This window comes from Streptomyces sp. JH002 (assembly GCF_050916115.1).
Taxonomy (GTDB): domain Bacteria; phylum Actinomycetota; class Actinomycetes; order Streptomycetales; family Streptomycetaceae; genus Streptomyces; species Streptomyces xiamenensis.
This window is the reverse complement of record NZ_CP087989.1, coordinates 5,658,196-5,675,024: the sequence shown is the minus strand read 5'-3', so window position 1 is coordinate 5,675,024 and position 16,829 is coordinate 5,658,196. Positions and strand designations below refer to the sequence as shown.

General features: G+C 73.7%; 16 protein-coding genes and 1 pseudogene. 9 read left to right on the top strand and 8 right to left on the bottom strand.

From position 1 onward, the window contains the following. Positions 1–33: 33 nt before the first annotated feature. Complete coding sequence (locus H7827_RS26030; RefSeq protein WP_432747551.1) at positions 34–516, bottom strand: VOC family protein; 483 nt, start codon at positions 514–516, stop codon at positions 34–36. 96 nt (positions 517–612) lie between these two features. Further along, positions 613–2,451: a hypothetical protein gene (locus tag H7827_RS26025; protein WP_432747550.1), complete on the bottom strand. Its 1,839-nt coding sequence runs from the start codon at positions 2,449–2,451 to the stop codon at positions 613–615. Between the two features lie 203 nt (positions 2,452–2,654). Between H7827_RS26025 and H7827_RS26020 the strand changes: the two genes are divergently transcribed. The 6 genes from H7827_RS26020 to H7827_RS25995 all read left to right on the top strand — a co-directional run bounded on the left by H7827_RS26020 (position 2,655) and on the right by H7827_RS25995 (position 9,381). Continuing rightward, a complete protein-coding gene (locus H7827_RS26020) occupies positions 2,655–3,374 on the top strand; it encodes a FadR/GntR family transcriptional regulator (protein WP_432747549.1) in 720 nt (239 codons plus the stop codon). Then, the gene (locus H7827_RS26015) at positions 3,371–4,846 is read left to right on the top strand and encodes an amino acid permease (protein ID WP_432747548.1); all 1,476 of its coding nucleotides are present in this window, start codon (positions 3,371–3,373) and stop codon (positions 4,844–4,846) included. Before H7827_RS26020 ends, H7827_RS26015 begins: the two co-directional genes overlap by 4 nt. Then, positions 4,843–5,841 carry an asparaginase gene (locus H7827_RS26010; protein ID WP_432747547.1) on the top strand — a complete coding sequence of 333 codons (999 nt, stop codon included), beginning with the start codon at positions 4,843–4,845 and terminating at the stop codon, positions 5,839–5,841. The genes H7827_RS26015 and H7827_RS26010 overlap by 4 nt, the downstream gene beginning before the upstream one ends. Before the next feature lie 259 nt (positions 5,842–6,100). Beyond that, complete coding sequence (locus H7827_RS26005) at positions 6,101–7,186, top strand: S-(hydroxymethyl)mycothiol dehydrogenase (protein WP_432747546.1); 1,086 nt, start codon at positions 6,101–6,103, stop codon at positions 7,184–7,186. Next, entirely contained in the window at positions 7,183–7,812 is a 630-nt protein-coding gene (locus H7827_RS26000; RefSeq protein ID WP_432747545.1) for an MBL fold metallo-hydrolase, read from the top strand. The genes H7827_RS26005 and H7827_RS26000 overlap by 4 nt, the downstream gene beginning before the upstream one ends. 54 nt (positions 7,813–7,866) lie before the next feature. Next, positions 7,867–9,381 carry an MFS transporter gene (locus H7827_RS25995; protein WP_432747544.1) on the top strand — a complete coding sequence of 505 codons (1,515 nt, stop codon included), beginning with the start codon at positions 7,867–7,869 and terminating at the stop codon, positions 9,379–9,381. A 19-nt stretch (positions 9,382–9,400) separates the two neighbouring features. On the opposite strand, the gene H7827_RS25990 is transcribed toward H7827_RS25995, so the two are convergent. Further along, on the bottom strand, positions 9,401–9,661 hold the full coding sequence (locus H7827_RS25990) for a response regulator transcription factor (RefSeq protein ID WP_386541832.1): 261 nt from the start codon (positions 9,659–9,661) through the stop codon (positions 9,401–9,403). Between the two features lie 189 nt (positions 9,662–9,850). Here H7827_RS25990 and H7827_RS25985 point away from each other — a divergent pair, with 189 nt between their 5' ends. Next, positions 9,851–10,831 (top strand): DUF1648 domain-containing protein, encoded by a 981-nt coding sequence (locus H7827_RS25985; RefSeq protein WP_432747543.1) that lies wholly within the window; start codon positions 9,851–9,853, stop codon positions 10,829–10,831. A gap of 2 nt (positions 10,832–10,833) precedes the next feature. Beyond that, on the top strand, positions 10,834–11,241 hold the full coding sequence (locus H7827_RS25980; protein WP_432747542.1) for a GntR family transcriptional regulator: 408 nt from the start codon (positions 10,834–10,836) through the stop codon (positions 11,239–11,241). A gap of 80 nt (positions 11,242–11,321) precedes the next feature. Here H7827_RS25980 and H7827_RS25975 read toward each other — a convergent pair. The 3 genes and pseudogenes from H7827_RS25975 to H7827_RS25965 form a co-directional block, all read right to left on the bottom strand. Beyond that, positions 11,322–12,092 (bottom strand): annotated as a pseudogene (locus H7827_RS25975) (sporulation-delaying protein SdpB family protein); the annotation flags it as partial. Further along, positions 12,086–12,691, bottom strand: a complete 606-nt coding sequence (locus tag H7827_RS25970; RefSeq protein WP_432747541.1) for an SdpA family antimicrobial peptide system protein — start codon at positions 12,689–12,691, stop codon at positions 12,086–12,088. The gene H7827_RS25970 and the pseudogene H7827_RS25975, both read right to left, overlap by 7 nt. A gap of 98 nt (positions 12,692–12,789) precedes the next feature. Continuing rightward, positions 12,790–13,398, bottom strand: coding sequence for a hypothetical protein (locus tag H7827_RS25965; protein ID WP_432747540.1), 609 nt, complete (start codon positions 13,396–13,398; stop codon positions 12,790–12,792). A gap of 390 nt (positions 13,399–13,788) precedes the next feature. Here H7827_RS25965 and H7827_RS25960 point away from each other — a divergent pair, with 390 nt between their 5' ends. Then, entirely contained in the window at positions 13,789–14,790 is a 1,002-nt protein-coding gene (locus tag H7827_RS25960) for an alpha/beta hydrolase (protein WP_432747539.1), read from the top strand. A gap of 31 nt (positions 14,791–14,821) precedes the next feature. Here H7827_RS25960 and H7827_RS25955 read toward each other — a convergent pair whose 3' ends face one another. Both H7827_RS25955 and H7827_RS25950 read right to left on the bottom strand, forming a co-directional pair. Beyond that, positions 14,822–16,006, bottom strand: a complete 1,185-nt coding sequence (locus H7827_RS25955; protein WP_432747538.1) for a YihY/virulence factor BrkB family protein — start codon at positions 16,004–16,006, stop codon at positions 14,822–14,824. A 235-nt stretch (positions 16,007–16,241) separates the two neighbouring features. Then, positions 16,242–16,748 (bottom strand): Asp23/Gls24 family envelope stress response protein, encoded by a 507-nt coding sequence (locus H7827_RS25950; RefSeq protein ID WP_046722851.1) that lies wholly within the window; start codon positions 16,746–16,748, stop codon positions 16,242–16,244. Positions 16,749–16,829: the final 81 nt, after the last annotated feature.

Here is a 16,829-nt window from a genome sequence, read left to right as displayed (position 1 = left end):
CGCCCGGCCGGGGTCGAGGATGCCGCTACCCGCTCAGGCCCCGGCGTGGGCGTCGCGCAGCGCCTGGATGTCGAGCTTCTTCATGGTGAACATCGCCCGCATCACCCGGTCGGCCTTGACGGGGTCGGGGTCGGCGATCAGCTCGGGCAGGTCCCGGGGCACGATCTGCCAGGAGACCCCGTAGCGGTCCCTGACCCAGCCGCAGTCCCGTTCCTCCCCGCCCTCGGACAGCGCGGCCCACAGCCGGTCGACCTCCGCCTGGTCGGCGCACTCCACGGACAGCGAGATCGCGTCGTTGAAGGTGTCGTGCGGCCCGCCGTTGAGCGCCATGAACCGCTGCCCGGCCAGCTCGAACGTCTGGGTCAGCATGGACCCCGGCTCGCCCGGCCCGGCCTCGGTGTACCGCTGCTCCGCCACCACGCGGGCGTCGCCGCCGAAGACGGCGAGGTAGTGCTGTACGGCCTCCTCCGCGTCGCGCTCGAACCACAGACACGCGGTGATCTTCTGCTCCGCCATGACTCACGCCTTCCTTGCCGGTCCGGTGGTGAACCCTCACAGGGTTGACCACCCCCGGACCCGGAACTCATCGCGACGCGCGGAATCCGTCGTGGTTCAGAGCAGATAGACCAGCGCCGACCAGGCGGCGATCAGGACGGCGATCACCGGGCCGAGGGGGAAGCCCTGTTCTTTCGCGGTGGCCTCCCGGTCCGGGCGCAGGGCGGGATGGGTGTCCAGGGCCCTGATCTCGTTCCTGGCGGTCTCGGCGCGGGAGGTGCCGTGCAGCCGGTGTTCCAGGGGACGCAGGCCGGTGACGGGTAGGGAGATCTCGCGGCGGCCGCCGACCCGGAAGCGCAGGCCGTCCCCTTCGGAGCGCACCGACGCCAACTGCTCCCAGGGGATCCGGTGCACGCGCCAGGGGCCAGTGACCCACAGGCCGTCGCGGTCGGCGGTGATGCGCCAGTTGAGGGCGCACACCGTCATGTTGACGGAGCTGGGCAGGCCGAACAGCAGCAGCCAGTTCCACCCGATGCCGTCGTGCAGCACCAGCCACAGGCAGCCGCCGTTGAACAGCAGCAGGAACAGTCCGACCGCGCGGGAGACGGCGCCGGCCCGCCAGGCGAGCGGTGCGCCGCCGGGGGTCATGCCGGCGGCCGTCTCGGCCGCCGAGGGGGTGCGCCGCACCGGGCGGCGCGGCGCGGGGCGGCGCGCGGTGGAGCGCGGGCCCGCCGTGGCCGGGGCTGTTTCGGGGCGGGCGCCGGTGACGGAGCGTTCGACGGTGACGCTGTGCTCGCCCGCCATGACCACGGCCACCCCGGCGCCCGCGTGCGGCGTCCCGTACAGCACGGCCTCGCGCAGCACGCCCGCCTCGCTGCCGCGCAGGGCGCCCTTCACCTCCTCGGCGATGACCTGCGGGTCGGTGTCCTCCGGGGCCGGCTCGGGCCAGCCGTAGAAGCTGAACAGCGGCTGTGAACCGGCGTGGTCGTCGGCCGCGTGGACGTAGGTGCGGCTGTCGTCCTTGCCCTCGGCGGCGAGCACCCGCAGCACCGGCTGCGGTCCGCTCATCAGGGCGGCGGTACGGCGGCGGGCGGCGGCGCGGTGCAGCAGCGCGATGCTGCCGGGCAGGGCGGCGCCGAGCAGGAGCAGTTGCCAGCCGAAGGGGTCGTACGGTTCGGCGACGGTGCGCGCCCAGTCACCGTCGACGAGCACGCCGATGGTGGCGCCCTCGGCGTAGTCCTCGGGATAGGTGACGGCCAGGGTACGGCTGTCACCGCCGGGCAGGGTGACGGTGATGGTGTCCGCACCCCGGTCGGTCACCTCGGCCGACACGGTGGTGGCTGCGGCGGCCCGGTTCGCGTCCCGGTCGATGCCGCGCAGTGCCTGCCACAGCGCGCCCGCGGCGAGGGTGAGCAGCAGAACGCCCACGACCAGGGCGATCCGGCCGCCGCCCAGCGGTACGGGTCCCAGCGGCGCCCGGTGCCGTATCCCGGCCGACGCCTCGGCGGCCACCGCACCCTGCCGCCGCCGTACGTCGCGGCGGTGGTGCAGCCCGGCGTACCCGAACAGACCGGCTGCCGCCACCGCCAGGCGCGGCAGGTCCCCGGCATCGCCGAGCGCCGCCGGCTCCAGCAGGACCAGGGCGAGCACGGGGCCCAGTGCGACGAGGGCGAGGGCGGGATGCAGGCACAGGGCGTAGAGCGTCAGCAGTCCCGCCCCGAAGAGCCCGAAGCCCCACCACTCGGGCCCGCAGGGCACGGCGTCGGTGCAGGCCGGTTCCGGCACGGAGGCGGTGGCCCACACCGCGGTGGCGACCAGCGCCAGGACCGCCCACACCGGCCATGCCCACCGCGCGGCCCGGACGGCGAGCCAGCGTTCCGCGTCCCGCGTACGCCAATCCCGCGTTCCCTCGGGTATGTCCCCCGCCGACAGCGGTATCGGACCGTCATTCCTCACCGCTGCATTATGTGCCCTGGGCCGGGGTCGTCGGTTCGGCGCGGGTGAGCTGCAGCGCGGCGACCACGCGGCGACCGTGGGCCGCTGGGAGATCAGCGCGGGACGGGGGGCGACGGCGAGGGGGCTTCTTTGCCGGGTTATGGGCATATGACCGGGCGCTGCCGCTTGACAGTGCTGTCCGGCTGTCTGACAGGATCCTTCACGTGAACCTGTCAGACAGCCCGGCGGGCGCCGCCGTGCCGCGCCGGGTCGGGGCCATGGAAGCCGTGCTCACCCATCTCCGGGGCGCCATAGAGGGGGGCGCGTACGCGGTCGGCGACAAGCTGCCCTCGGAGGCCGAGCTGTGCCGGCGGCTGGAGGTCAGCCGGCCGGTGCTGCGGGAGGCGTTGCGGGCGCTCCAGGTGATGGGGCTGACCGCTTCCCGTACCGGCAAGGGGACCTTCGTGATCTCCCGGGGGCCGGTGGACGCCACCTTCGGGGACTGCACGGCCGCCGATCTGCTGGAGGTTCGGCGGCACGTCGAGTTGCCGATGGCCGGGTACGCCGCCCAGCGGCGGACCGCCGAGGATCTCGATCACCTGAGCCGGCTGCTGGAGCGCATGGAGCGGGAGTCGGACACCACCGCCTGGGTGGCGATGGACACCCTGTTCCATCTCGGGGTGGCCCGGGCCGCGCGCAATCCGGTGTTCCGGAAGGTGATCGAGGAGATCCGGGAGGCCCTGGCCGGGCAGTCCGCGTTCCTCACCGAGCCGGCCGGCCGCCGCGAGCATTCCAACCGGGAACACCGGGCGATCGTCCGGGCCTTGATCGACGGTTCCCACGACGACGCCGTCGCCGCCATGGCGCACCATCTCGACCGGGTCGAGGCCTCCCTGGCTTCCCTCGTGCGCCCCGGGCCCCCCGAAGGCGAGCGCCGGCCGTGAGCGAGAACCCCGAGGCGGGCGTCCGTACGGAGCCCGCCGCCGGTCAGGTCACCGACGCGGGCGACGAGGGGTACAGCAAGGCGCTGGCCCCCCGGCACGTGAACATGATCGCCATCGGCGGCGCGATCGGCACCGGCCTGTTCCTGGGCGCGGGGGGCCGGCTCGCCGATGCCGGGCCCTCGCTGGCCCTCGTCTACGCGGTGTGCGGCATGTTCGCGTTCATGGTGGTGCGGGCGCTGGGCGAACTGGTGCTGTACCGGCCCTCCTCCGGGGCCTTCGTGTCCTACGCGCGGGAGTTCCTCGGCGAGAAGGGCGCCTTCGTCGCGGGCTGGATGTACTTCCTGAACTGGGCCACCACCGGCGTCGTCGACATCACGGCGGTCGCCCTGTACACGCACTACTGGGGCATGTTCACCGATGTCCCGCAGTGGGCGCTGGCGCTGGTCGCGCTGCTGGTGGTGCTGTCCGTCAATCTCATCTCGGTGCGGATCTTCGGCGAGCTGGAGTTCTGGTTCGCGATCGTCAAGGTCGGTGCCCTGGTCGCCTTCATGGCGATCGGCGTCTTCTTGCTGACCACCCGGCACGCGGTGGACGGCCACACCGGCGGGCCCGGGCTCATCACGGACAACGGCGGGGTCCTTCCGGCCGGTCTGCTGCCGATGCTGCTGATCGTCCAGGGCGTGGTCTTCGCGTACGCCTCGGTGGAGATGGTCGGCATCACCGCCGGGGAGACCAAGGACCCGCACAAGGTCGTGCCGCGCGCGATCAACTCCATCATGTGGCGGATCGCGCTGTTCTACGTCGGCTCGGTGCTGCTGCTGGCCATGCTGCTGCCCTGGGACGCGTACACGGCCGGGGAGAGTCCCTTCGTCACGGTGCTGTCCAACGTCGGCATCCCGGCGGCGGGCGGCGTGATGAACCTCGTGGTGCTCACCGCCGCCCTGTCCTCGCTGAACTCCGGTCTCTACTCCACCGGCCGCATCCTGCGCTCGATGGCGAAGTCCGCCTCGGCACCCCGCTTCACCGGGGTGATGAACCGCAACCAGGTGCCCTACGGCGGCATCCTGCTGACCTCGGGCGTGTGCGTGCTCGGGGTGGGGCTGAACGCGGTCGTGCCCGAGGACGCCTTCGAGATCGTGCTGAACTTCGCCGCCATCGGCATCCTGGCCACCTGGGGGCTGATCATGGTCTGTCATCTGCTGTTCTGGCGGAAGACACGGCGCGGCGAACTGACCCGGCCCGGCTACCGGCTGCCCGGCGCCCCGTTCACCCAGCTGGTCACGCTCGCCTTCCTGGCCGCGGTGCCGGTGCTGATGGCCGCCGACGGCGAGGGGCCCGGGCGGACCACCGTGCTGTGCCTGCCGCTGATCGCCGCGGCGCTGGTGGCGGGCTGGTACGCGGTACGGGGCCGGGTCACCGGCGTACGGATGGGCGCGGTGCCGGACACCGCGGGACAGGAAGGTCAGGCATGAGGACAGGGCACACCACCACTCCCCCGGTCCGGCTCCCGGCGCATGTGCCGCTGGTGCTGCTGGAGCGGGCCGGGATCATCGAGGGTGTCCACCACGGCTCGGTGGTGGTACTCGACCCGGCCGGGGATGTCGTGCACGCCGCCGGGGACATCGACGCGGCGATATATCCGCGCTCCGCGCTCAAGCCGGTACAGGCGGCGGGCATGGTGCGGGCCGGGCTGCCGCTGGAGGGCGAGTTGCTGGCGCTCGCCGCCGCCAGCCATTCCGGTGAACCGCGGCATCTGGCCGGGGCGCGCCGGATCCTGGAGCGGGGCGGGTTCGGCGAGGACGCGCTGCGCAACGTGCCCGATCTGCCGTACGGGCAGGACGCGCGGGAGCGCCTGCTGCGCGAGGGCCACGGGCCGTCCCGGATCGCCCAGAACTGCTCGGGCAAGCACGCCGCCATGCTGCTGACCGCCCGCGGGCGCGGCTGGTCCACCGATGACTATCCGGATCCGGAGCATCCCCTGCAGCGGGCGCTGGCCGCGGAGGTGGAGCGGCTCACCGGGGTGCCGGTGGCGGCGGTGACGGCGGACGGCTGCGGCGCGCCGCTGTTCGCCACCTCGCTGCGCGGTCTGGCCCGGGCCGCCGCCGCGCTGGTCACCGCGGCGCCGGGCACGCCCGGGCGGCGGGTGGCGGACGCGATGCGCGCGCATCCGGGGATGGTCGCCGGGGCCGGACGCGATGTCACGGCGCTGATGGAGGCGGTCCCGGGGCTGCTGGCCAAGGACGGGTTCGAGGGCGTGCAGATCGCGGCGCTGCCCGACGGCCACGCGGTGGCCGTGAAGATCGCCGCCGGTACGGACCGGGCCAGGATGCCGGCGACGGCCGCCGCCCTGCTGCGCTGCGGAATCGATTCCGCGGTGCTGGAACCGTTCGCCGAGGCGCCGGTGTACGGGGGCACGCGCGTGGTCGGACGGCTGCGGGCGGCGAACGGTGAGGAACAGCTGTCCTGAGTACCGCCCCCGTACAGGGCGTGATCCGCGGGGGTGACCGCGAGGTCCCGGCCGACGCCCGCCGGGGGCCGGGACGGCTGCCGTGCCACCGGGCCGGCGCCGTCCACGACGTGCTGACGAGGGGCCCTGCCGCTGCCACCGCCGTGAGCGCGCGGACCGGCCCCCGGTGGGCGCCGGGCAACGACACGAAGCCGCCCGGTTTGGCCTACGCTGCACCCGCATCATCATCAACGAGCCCGCCGACGAGAGGTCTGCATTCATGGCGCAGGAAGTACGCGGTGTCATCGCACCGGGCAAGGACCAGCCGGTGCGGGTCGAGACCATCGTGATCCCCGACCCCGGCCCGGGTGAGGCCGTGGTGCGGGTGCAGGCGTGCGGGGTGTGTCACACCGACCTGCACTACAAGCAGGGCGGCATCAACGACGAGTTCCCCTTCCTGCTGGGGCACGAGGCGGCGGGTGTCGTGGAATCGGTCGGCGAGGGGGTGAGCGAGGTCGCCCCCGGTGACTTCGTCGTCCTGAACTGGCGTGCGGTGTGCGGCCAGTGCCGGGCGTGTGAGCGCGGCCGGCCCTGGTACTGCTTCAACACCCACAACGCCAAGCAGAAGATGACCCTGACCGACGGCACCGAGCTGTCGCCGGCGCTGGGCATCGGGGCGTTCGCCGAGAAGACGCTGGTGGCCGCCGGGCAGTGCACCAAGGTGGATCCGGCCGTCTCCCCCGCCGTGGCCGGGCTGCTGGGTTGCGGGGTGATGGCCGGCATCGGCGCCGCCATCAACACCGGCCAGGTGGGCCGGGGCGACAGCGTGGCCGTCATCGGCTGCGGCGGGGTGGGGGACGCGGCCGTCGCCGGTTCCCTGCTGGCCGGCGCGGCGAAGATCATCGCGGTGGACATCGACGACCGCAAGCTGGAGACCGCCCGCACGCTGGGCGCCACCCACACCGTGAACTCCCGCGAGACCGACCCCGTGGAGGCCATCCGCGAGCTGACCGGCGGGCACGGCGCCGATGTGGTGATCGAGGCGGTGGGCCGCCCCGAGACGTACCGGCAGGCGTTCTACGCCCGCGACCTGGCCGGCACGGTGGTGCTGGTCGGGGTGCCCACTCCGGAGATGAAGCTGGAGCTGCCGCTGCTGGACGTCTTCGGGCGCGGGGGCGCGCTGAAGTCCTCCTGGTACGGCGACTGTCTGCCCTCGCGGGACTTCCCGATGCTCATCGATCTGCATCTGCAGGGCCGGCTGCCGCTGGACGCGTTCGTCACCGAGACCATCGCGCTGGACCAGGTCGAGGCGGCGTTCGACCGGATGCACGCGGGCGACGTGCTGCGTTCCGTGGTGGTGCTGTGATGGCGCGGATCGACCACCTCGTCACCTCGGGCACGTTCTCGCTGGACGGCGGCACCTGGGACGTCGACAACAACGTGTGGATCGTGGGCGACGACCACGAGGCGGTCGTCATCGACGCCGCCCACGACGCGGACGCGATCCGGGCGGCGCTCGGCGACCGTACGCTGCGCGCCATCGTGTGCACCCACGCGCACAACGACCACATCGACGCGGCACCGGCCCTGGCAGCCGCCACCGGAGCGCCGATACTGCTGCATCCGGAGGATCTGCCGCTGTGGAAGCAGACCCACCCCGACCGGCTGCCGGACGGCGAGCTGGCGGACGGCGAGCGGATCGCGGTGGCCGGCACGGAGCTGACGGTGCTGCACACGCCGGGGCACGCGCCCGGCGCGGTGTGTCTGTACGCGCCGGGGCTGGGCACCGTCTTCACCGGTGACACGCTCTTCGCGGGCGGTCCCGGCGCCACCGGACGGTCGTTCTCGCACTTCCCGACGATCATCGACTCGATCCGGGACCGGCTGCTGACCCTGCCGGCCGGGACGGCGGTGCGCACCGGTCACGGGGACGGGACCACCATCGGCGCCGAGGCCCCCCAACTGGCGGAGTGGATCGCCCGGGGACACTGAGCGCACCACCCGCGCCTGCGCCCGTACCGGTGCCGGCCGTGCGAGCCTTCCGCCATGAACGCACCTGCGGAGGGCCTGAGCACGTCGAGCCCGGGCGGGCGCCGGGTGCTGGCCGCCGCTGTGCTCGGGTCCGGGATGGCGATGCTGGACGGCACCATCGTCGCGGTGGCGCTGCCCCGGATCGGTGAAGGGCTCGGCGCCCCGCTGGCCACGCTCCAGTGGACGCTGAACGCGTACATGCTCACCCTGGCCGGGCTGATCCTGCTGGGCGGCGGGCTCGGGGACCGCTACGGGCGGCGCCGGGTGTTCGTGTGGGGGGTGGTGTGGTTCACGGTGGCCTCGCTGCTGTGCGGGATCGCGCCCAACGGTGGCTCGCTGGTGCTGGCGCGGGCGTTGCAGGGGGTGGGCGGGGCGCTGCTGACGCCGGGTTCGCTGGCGCTGATCCAGTCCTCCTTCCGGCCCGAGGAGCGGGCGAAGGCGGTGGGGCTGTGGTCGGGTCTGGGCGGGGTGGCGATCGCGTTCGGTCCGTTCCTGGGCGGCTGGCTGGTGGACGGCCCGGGGTGGCGGTGGATCTTCCTGATCAATCTGCCGCTCGCGCTGGTGGTCCTGGTGCTCGCCAGGGGCGTCCCGGAGAGCCGGGACTGGGAGGCGGCGGGGCGCTTCGACGTGCTCGGCGCGGGGCTGGCCGCGGTGGCGCTGGGGGCGGTGACCTACGCGCTGATCGCCGCGCCGTCGGCGGGGGCGGCCACGGCGCTGGCGGTGGCTGCCGGCGGGGTGCTGGTGGGGGTGGCGTTCGTGGTGCGGGAGCGGCGCGCGGCGCGTCCGATGCTGCCGCTGGGGATCTTCCGCTCCCGGCTGTTCACCGGCACCAACGGGGTGACGCTGTGTCTGTACGGGGCGATCGGCGGGGTGTTCTTCCTGTTGCCGGTGCAGTTGCAGAACGGGCTCGGCTACGACGCGTTCGCGGCGGGGATCGCCACCTTGCCCATCACGCTGCTGATGACGGCGCTGTCGGGGCCGGCCGGGGCGCTGGCGCAGCGGATCGGGCCGCGCCTGCCGCTGACGGTGGGGCCGCTGGTGGCGGCGGTGGGGCTGCTGTTGCTGCACCGGGTGGAGCCGGGCAGCGGCTACTGGCACGCCGTGTTTCCGGCCGTGCTGGTGCAGGGTCTGGGGATGAGCCTGTTCGTGGCGCCGCTGACCGCGACCGTGCTGGCCTCGCTGGAGGTGCGGCGGGCGGGCATCGCCAGCGGGGTGAACAACGCGGCGGCGCGGGTGGCGCAGTTGCTGGCGGTGGCGGCGCTGCCGCTGGCGATCGGTCTGTCCACCGATGAGTACCGGTCGGCCACCGATGTGAACAGCGCCTTCGGCAGGGCGGCGTGGATCTGCGCGGGGCTGATGGCGGTGGGTGGCGTGGTGTCCTGGCTGCTGATGCCGGCCACGCTTGAGGCGCTGCCCGGCGGCGCTCCGGTGCGCCGCCCCGAGTGCACCATGCACTGCGCGATCACCTCGCCGCCGCTGGAGCCGGGAGACGGCCGCCACCGGGGACGACGGCCGTCTGCGCCGGCGTGAAGCGTCCCGGCCGCCCGGGTCAGTGGGCGGTCAGGGTGTCCTGGTACTGGAAGGCGAGCAGCGCGGCCTCGATCCGGGTCGGGATGCCGAGTTTCCGGGTGAGGCTGGTGATGTGCGCCCGTACGGTGCGTTCCGAGATGCCGAGTTCTCTGGCCAGGGCGCGGTTGGGCTGACCGCTGGCGAGCAGGGCCATGACTTCGGCCTCACGCTTCGTCAGTAAGGCGAAGTCGGGTTGTCGGCTGCCGCTCTCCCGAAGGTCCCCCGCGGATGGTGGGTACACGTGGCTCTCCTCTTGGAATTCATGGGCCGGTGCGGTGCACCGTATCCAAACACCTGTTCATCTCCCCTGTTCCAGGCCGTCTCTCCCCGTGACGCACATCACGTCCCTTCCCCGCCCGGGCGGACTTGTTCTAGCATGATGCGAACAAATTGTTCGCCCCTGTTCCGCACTGGAGGCACCATGAGCGCGATGACATCCGCGGCCCCTCCCGGCCACGGCCGACGCGGCTACCCGCTGCTCGCCGCCGGACCGCCGTTCCTCGCGGCCGTGGTGATCGCCGCCGTGTCCGCCGCCGTGTGGTCCCGGCTGCCGGAACGGGTCGCGACCCGCCTCAGCGGCGGCGAGCCGGACGGCTTCGCCCACCCCGCCGTCCTGGTCGGCGTGGCCATAGCGGTGCCGGCCATCTGGGCAGGGGTCAGCGCCTGGCTCGCCCGCACCGCCACCTTCTCCGCCCGTGCCCTGTACGCGGCCTCGTTGTCCTCCACCGTCGCGCTCGGCTATCTGTTCACCGCGCTGCTGCTGGCCAACGCCGCAGCCGACCGGGCCGCCGACGTACGGTTCCCGCTGTGGCACCTGGCCGTCGCGGCGGGCGGCGCGCTCCTGGCCGCCGCGCTGGGACCGGTGCTCCCCAGCCGGGAGCCGGCCCCCGGCGGTCCCGGTTCCGACACCTCGCCGCGTACCAGCACCCTGGGACTGCGTCCCGGCGAGCGCGTGGTGTGGCAGCGCACCGTGCACTCGTGGCCGCTGACCGGCCTGCAGGCGGCACTGGTGGTCTCCGCCGTGTTCACCGCGGCCAGCGGCTCCGGCCCCGGGGCGTGGGGCGCCCTGCTGGCCACCGCGGTGCTCCTGTCCCTGATGACCCGGGTACGGGTGAGCGCCGGCGCGGCCGGCCTCTTCATCCGGCCCGCGCTGCTCGGCGTCCCCCGGCTGGGCGTTCCGCTGGAGCGCATCCGGTCCGTGGAAGTACGGCACACCAGCCCGCTCAAGGACCTGGGCGGCTGGGGTTACCGGATCTCGGCCGGCCGCCGCGGCTTCGCGGTGCGCTCCGGCGAGGCGCTGTGGGTGCGGCAGGCCAACGACAAGTGGTTCGTCGTGGTGGTGGACGACGCGCACACCGCCGCGGCACTGCTCGGCGATCTGCTCGCCCAACGCGCCGGACGCAAGGGCTGACCATGTTGATCCGCATCGATCCGGCGTCCTCCCGGCCGCTGTCCGCGCAGATCGCGGCCTCGGTTCGGCGGGCTCTGACCGCCGGTGAACTGCGCACCGGCGACCGGCTCCCGGCGGCCCGGGACGTGGCCCGCTCGCTGGGCATCAACATGCACACGGTGCTCAAGGGCTACCAGGACCTGAAGGCCGAGGGGCTGATCGATCTGCGGCCGGGACGCGGCGCGGTGGTGACCGTCGCCGCCCCCCGGTCCCGGGCCCGGCTGCTGGAGGCGGGGCATCACCTGGTCGCGCTGGCCCGCGAGTCGGGGATGTCGGACGAGGAGACGCTGGAGCTGGTGCGCGAGTGCCTGGCACCGGCGGTGCCTCCTCCGCCCTCCTCCACCGGCTCCTCCTCCACCGGGCCTGCCTGACGGCGGTACAGCCGCGCCCCGAGCGGGGCGCACAGCAGCAGCACCCCGCCCCACATCGCCAGGGCGAAGCTCCACAGGCCCATCAGCACGGCGATGGAGGCGTGGAAGCCGAGGCCGGCGGCCAGCAGTCCCCAGCGCACCCGCTGCGGGAGCAGCAGCGTCACCGCGAGCGTGATCTCGATCGCCAGCGGCACCCAGGTGAGCAGCGCCGTTCCCAGCGGGGCGGAGACCAGCGGGTGCACGAGCGGCTGGAGCCAGCCGGGGGCGCCGAAGTTGAGGCTGTGGCCCCAGTAGTACATCGCGGACCCGTCGGCCCACTCGGCGTGCGGGAGTTTGGCCACCGCCGCCTGGAAGTAGAGGAAGGACATCTGGAGGCGGACCATCACCAGGGCGCCGGCCCCGGCCAGTACCCAGCCGGTGCGCTCCGTGTCCCCCTCCACCGGCGGCTGCCAGTGCCAGCGGCGGCGGTCGCCCAGGGTGGGCAGCACCAGCAGCAGCGCCAGGACGGCGGCGATCTGGTCCCCGCCGTCGCCGATCGCGATGCCGGTGTACACGCTGAAGGCGACGTAGGCGTGCGGCACTCCGGTGAACCGGGGCCGCCAGCCGGAGGCCACCACCAGCAGGACGGCCACGGCGGCCCACTGGATCCAGCCGAGTTGCTCGCGCGGCACCAGGCAGAACGCCCCCGCCGCGGAGACCCCTTGGCACACGGGGTGGTCGCCGGTGCCGACCACCGGCCGGAACAGGGTGTCGGTGCCGGAGAAGAGCAGGGTGCCCGCCGTCCCGGCGGCGATGAGGGTACGGGCGAGACCGTACAGATTGGTCCAGGGAACGGGTACGCGGCTCAGCATGTGACGTCCAGGACGGTGAGTCGGTCCGGGGTGTGGGACCCCGCGAGGAGATCCCGCCAGGCGAACGGGACGGGCTTGTGCTGGATGACGGCGACCGTGCCGCACAGGGTGGGGCCGGGGGTGCGGTTGACGGCGGGGCCGGGCGGGGGCGCCGAGGCCAGGCACGCGGCCAGGGCGCCACGCTCGCAGTCGGTCCAGGTCAGGCCCGGCGCCTCGTTGATGAGCAGGGCCATCTCGATGCCCTGGGAGCGGGAGCGCCGGTCGAAGCCGAGCCAGTGGCGTGGCTCGCCGTGCGGGGCCAGGGAGGCGTTGACCCACGCGCCGTCGCGCAGGACGTACGGCTGGAGCTCGATCTCGCGCGGCGACTTGGTGAAGAAACCCCAGCCCTGGGGTGCGATCGAGCGGACGGCAGGGGTCACGGTGTGCTGGCCCGGCAGGGTGATGACGTTGCCGGGGAGGTGGGCCTGCGTCACGTACAGGACGGCCAGCGCCCACGCGGTGGCCACCGCCCACAGCCGCTGCCGGGGAACGGGGGTGGTCAGCGGCCCGTCGACGCCGAGAGGCAGCCGCCGCTTCCACGCGTTCGGGGTGCGTCGCATCGCCAACTCTCATCCTGGGGAAGCCGGTGGGGGGAGGATCGGAAGATGCGGGGCACCCCCGGGTGGCTGCCGGGGGTGCCCCGCCCGGTCTGCTGAGGTCAGGCCGCGAGCTGCGCGGTGAGCAGCGCGACGGCCTCCTCCTGGGAGAGGCCGGCGCCGTCGGCCGGCGGGGCCTCGATCCAGAAGTTGACCTGAGTGAGGACGTTGGCGACGCTGGCCACGTTCAGGGCCACGGCGACGTTCGCGGCGGCGGCGACGTTCACGATGCACAGCGCGCCGGAGCCGAAGTCCTCGCTCCGCTCGACCTCGACGACCGCGGTCAGTTCCTCGGCGGCGTCGGCGACCGCCTGTTCCACCAGGCGCGGGTCACCGCTGCGGACATCGGAGGCGAAGCCCGCGAAGAACTCCGGGGACGCCTCCTCGACCAGGGCGACGATCTCCGCGATCGCGGCACGGCCCTCAGCGGTCGCGTTGTGGGCGAACTCGCCGGTGTCGTCACCGGCGAACAGGCCGCCGGCCACGAGATCGTCCGCCACCGGGCCGATCCCGAAGAACAGGCCGGTGAACAGGTCCTGACCATCGGTGGCGGCGTCCTGCGCGACGGCCACCAGGGGGGTGGGGGACGGGGTCGCGGAGGCGGAGGCAACGCCGATGCCACCGGTGACGATCGCGGCGGCCGCGGCAGCGGCCATGAAACGCTTTCTCACGGAGAACACCTTTCTCGGTGTGATGTGGGGCCGGACGCGTGGGGCGCGGCCGGCATGTCACGGGAAAGGCCTTTTCCCTTTCGGGCAACCGGTTGTGCGGCACGACCGCCCGCTTTGTCCGGCCACGGTGCGATCGCCGCACCATTGTGCGGCGCGGAGCCGATCTCCACCATTGCCCGATCGGGCATCGCCGGGGCGGGCATGGCCCAGGTGGGCAGCGTCCGCAGGCACCGAAGGATTCACCCGCGCAACTGGCGTACGCCGTAAGCCCCCTGATGCGCTGTCGGGCGGAAGGGTGGCGGACCGGGGAGCGCGTGCGCTCAGGCGCACACCACGCACGGCCGATAACCCTGAGGACGCCCCGTCTCACCGATCTCCGAGGAGCCCGTCATGTCCCCTGCTGTGAGCCGCCGCGGTCTGCTGGCCGGCACGGCGGCGGTCGCCGCCGCCCCCGCCCTGCTGGGCGCCGCCGGAGCACCCCGCGCCGAGGCCACCGGGGGGAGGCGCCGGGGCGGCCGGGTGGTGGAGGTGAGCGTCGACTCCCCCGCCCTGGGTGGTCCGGGCGAGATCGCGCTGCTCACCCCGCGCGGCTGGGACCGGCGCCGCCCCGGCGACCGCTGGCCGACCCTCTATCTGCTGCCGGGCGGAGACGGGGACCACCACGTGTGGACCGGGGAGTTCGCGATCCAGGACATCCCCGAGCTGGCCGATGTGCTGGTGGTGATGCCCGCGATGCCGCTGTTCGGCTTCTGCACCGACTGGTGGAACCACGGCGCCGGCGGCCCGCCGGCCGTCGAGACCTTCCATCTGCGCGAGGTGATCCCGCTGATGGAGCGGGAGTACGGGGCGGGCCCGGTCCGCGCGGTGGCCGGCGAGTCGCAGGGCGGGTACGGCGCGCTGTCGTACGCGTCCCGCAACCCCGGGATGTTCGGCGCGGTGGCGGCGTTCAGCGGCCCCGTCCATCCGCTGGCCCACCCGGAGGTGTGGCTGGCGGGAGCCCGGCTGGTGGGCGTGGACCCGCTCGCGATCTGGGGCGACCCCGTCGCCCAGCGCCGCAACTGGATCGCGCGCGACCCGTACTACCACGTGCGGGGGCTGCTGGGGACGCCGGTGTATCTGTCGGCGGGCGACGGTACCCGGGGCGAACGGGAGGGCCCGGACTGGGAGGACGAGATCTTCATCCCCGGCACCGAGGAGTGGATCGAACGCCTCCCGGACAACGTGGTGTCCGTGACCGAGGCCATCATCAGCAGGGAGGCCCGCGCCCTGACCGACCGGCTCATCTCGGTGGGCGTCCAGGTCGAAGCGCACTTCCACCCCGGCACCCACACCGGCGGCTACGGGCCGGGCGAACTGCGCCGGGCCCTGCCGGTGCTGCTGGGCGCCCTGTAGTCCGCACCGCGAACGGCGCGGCCCCCACGGGTCAGCGGGCGGGCGGCCGGCCGTGGGGTATCGGGGTGCCGTCCCGGGGGTCGCTGCGCGCGGTGCCGCCGGACCGGGGCCCCGGAGTGGGCCTCACCGGGTGGCCGGCCGGGGGCGGCGGGCCCGCCGCCGGTCCCCGGGGCGGCGCGGGCACGTCGCCCTCGCGCCCGGCCGCGCCGTTCACCGGGGGCCTGGGCAGTTCCATGGTGATCTCCGAGGACGGCTGTGCGCCCCGGTGCGCGGTGGGCGGCGGCGAGCCCGTCACCGGGTCCCCCGGCTGCCGCGCGGGCGCCGCGGGCAGCCCGGGCTCGCCGTCCGGCGGTAGGCGCAGCCGGGCCAGTTCGGCGTTGAACTGGGCTCCCGCCAGCAGCGACAGATTGGTCAGCCACAGCCACACGAGGAAGACGATCACCCCGGCCAGCGGTCCGTACAGCCGGTTGTAGGTGCTCACGTGCGAGGCGTACAGCGCGAAGCCGGCCGAGGCCACCAGCCACAGCAGCATCGCCAGCACCCCGCCCGCCACGCCGCGCCCCGGCGCGCGCCCGGCCGGTGGCCCGGTGTGGAAGAGGATCATCACGAGGCCGGCCACCAGCAGCATCAGCAGCGGCCACTTCAGGGCGCTCCAGCCGGCCGCGACCGCCTCGCCGGTGCCCAGCGCCCGCCCTATGGTGCGCACCGCCCCGCCGGTGAGGATCAGCGCGGTGGCGGAGACCACCAGCAGTCCCAGCAGGCCGAGCGCGGTGAGCAGCGTGCGGTGGATGTGCCGCCAGGCGGGCCGGTTGTCCTGCACGCCGTGCATGGCGTGCTGCACCCGCCGGAAGACGCTCAGATAGTTGTACGCCGAGACGACGGCGCTGACCGTGGCCACCACGATCAGTACGGAGGCCGCGCCGCGCTGGTCGGCCAGGTCGCGCAGCGCGTCGTGCACGTCCGCCCGCGAGTTGGCCGGCACCAGCGCCGTGACGTGGCCGATCAGTTCGGGCGCGGCGCCGGGCCAGGTGAGGCTCATCACCGACAGCGCGACCAGCAGCCCGGGAAAGAGCGCGAGCACCGTGTAGTACGTGAGGGCCGCCGCCCAGTGGTCGATGTCGTCGCGCCACAGCGACACCGGCGTGCGCCGCAGCGCCTTGCGCCAGTATGTGGGCGGACGCCGGTGGATGAGCCGCCTGATCCGTGCTCCCCGCATCGCGTTCACCCTGCCTGTCGTACGGCCTCGATCAGGGCGCCGAACGCCCACTGTACGCAGGATAGGACCAGCTCAGCGGTACTGCCGCTGCCGGTTACCCCTCCGCTTGAGTGTTCTGCCGGCAGCGCCGGGCGAGCCGCCGCCTGGACCATGTGCAGGATCCAGACGACGAGCCCGGCCACGATGACGCCCACGGCCGGTGAAGTCCGTTGCGTCCAGTGGCTTTTGGCGTGGCTCACCGCACCCGTGCCTCGTCGTCCGGGTCCTCCTCGTCGGGCAGCCGCACATCGACGATGGAGAGGTTCACCTCGACGACCTCGAGGCCGGTCATCCGCTCGACCGCCGCGATGACGTTCTCCCGCACCTCGTGCGCGACATCGGTGATCGGCACCCCGTACTCGACGACCACGTCGAGGTCGACGGCGGTCTGCTTCTGCCCGACCTCCACCTTCACCCCGCGGGTGACCCCGGAGCGCCCGCCGGGCACCCGATCGCGTACGGCGCCGAGCGTGCGGCTGAGCGAGCCGCCCAGCGCGGCCACCCCGGGCACCTCACGGGCGGCGAGGCCGGCGATCTTCTCCACCACGCCACCGGCGATGGAGGTCTGCCCCCGCTCGGCGGCCGGTTCCTGCGTCCCGCTGCGGCCCTCGCTGAGGCTGGTGGTGCCGTCCGAGGGCTCCGCCGCCTGCTGCTCGGTCGCGGGGGCCGGAACAGCGGTGGGGGAAACTGTCTTGGCTGCCATGGCGTACCTTCCCGTCATGCGGTGTTGTCGTGCTGACATCGGGTTGGACACGGCGCACGGCGGATCGTCACGCGGTCACGG